Below are 397 nucleotides of genomic sequence, written 5' to 3'. Positions count from 1 at the left end.
AATAAGTGGCGGAGTGGACGGGACTCGAACCCGCGACCCCCGGCGTGACAGGCCGGTATTCTAACCAACTGAACTACCACTCCGCAGTGTCTATTCAGCATAAAGCAATTTGAGCCTGACGATGTCCTACTCTCACATGGGGAAGCCCCACACTACCATCGGCGCTATTGTGTTTCACTTCTGAGTTCGGCATGGAATCAGGTGGGTCCACAATGCTATGGTCGTCAAACAAATTCTGTTGTTAACTTGAATAATCAAATCAACTAAATATGGTGCTGATACCCAGACTCGAACTGGGGACCTCACCCTTACCAAGGGTGCGCTCTACCGGGCTGAGCTATATCAGCAATTCAAGAACCGTTTAAAAACGACTCTAAAAATTTAAAGCCTGGCGATG

At 48.6% G+C, this 397-nt stretch carries 2 tRNA genes and 1 rRNA gene; all 3 read right to left on the bottom strand.

Annotated elements, in window-relative coordinates:
• Positions 1-6 precede the first annotated feature (6 nt).
• Positions 7-83, bottom strand: a tRNA-Asp gene (locus AB4351_RS21850).
• A 30-nt stretch (positions 84-113) separates the two neighbouring features.
• Positions 114-229 (bottom strand): 5S ribosomal RNA (rrf, locus tag AB4351_RS21845).
• 41 nt (positions 230-270) lie between these two features.
• Positions 271-347 (bottom strand) — tRNA-Thr (locus AB4351_RS21840).
• Between the last annotated feature and the right edge of the window lie 50 nt (positions 348-397).

This window comes from Vibrio sp. 10N.261.51.F11 (genome assembly GCF_041471665.1).
Classification (GTDB): domain Bacteria; phylum Pseudomonadota; class Gammaproteobacteria; order Enterobacterales; family Vibrionaceae; genus Vibrio; species Vibrio crassostreae_C.
The sequence above is the reverse complement of the archived record's forward strand: the minus strand, read 5'-3'. Positions and strand labels throughout refer to the sequence as shown.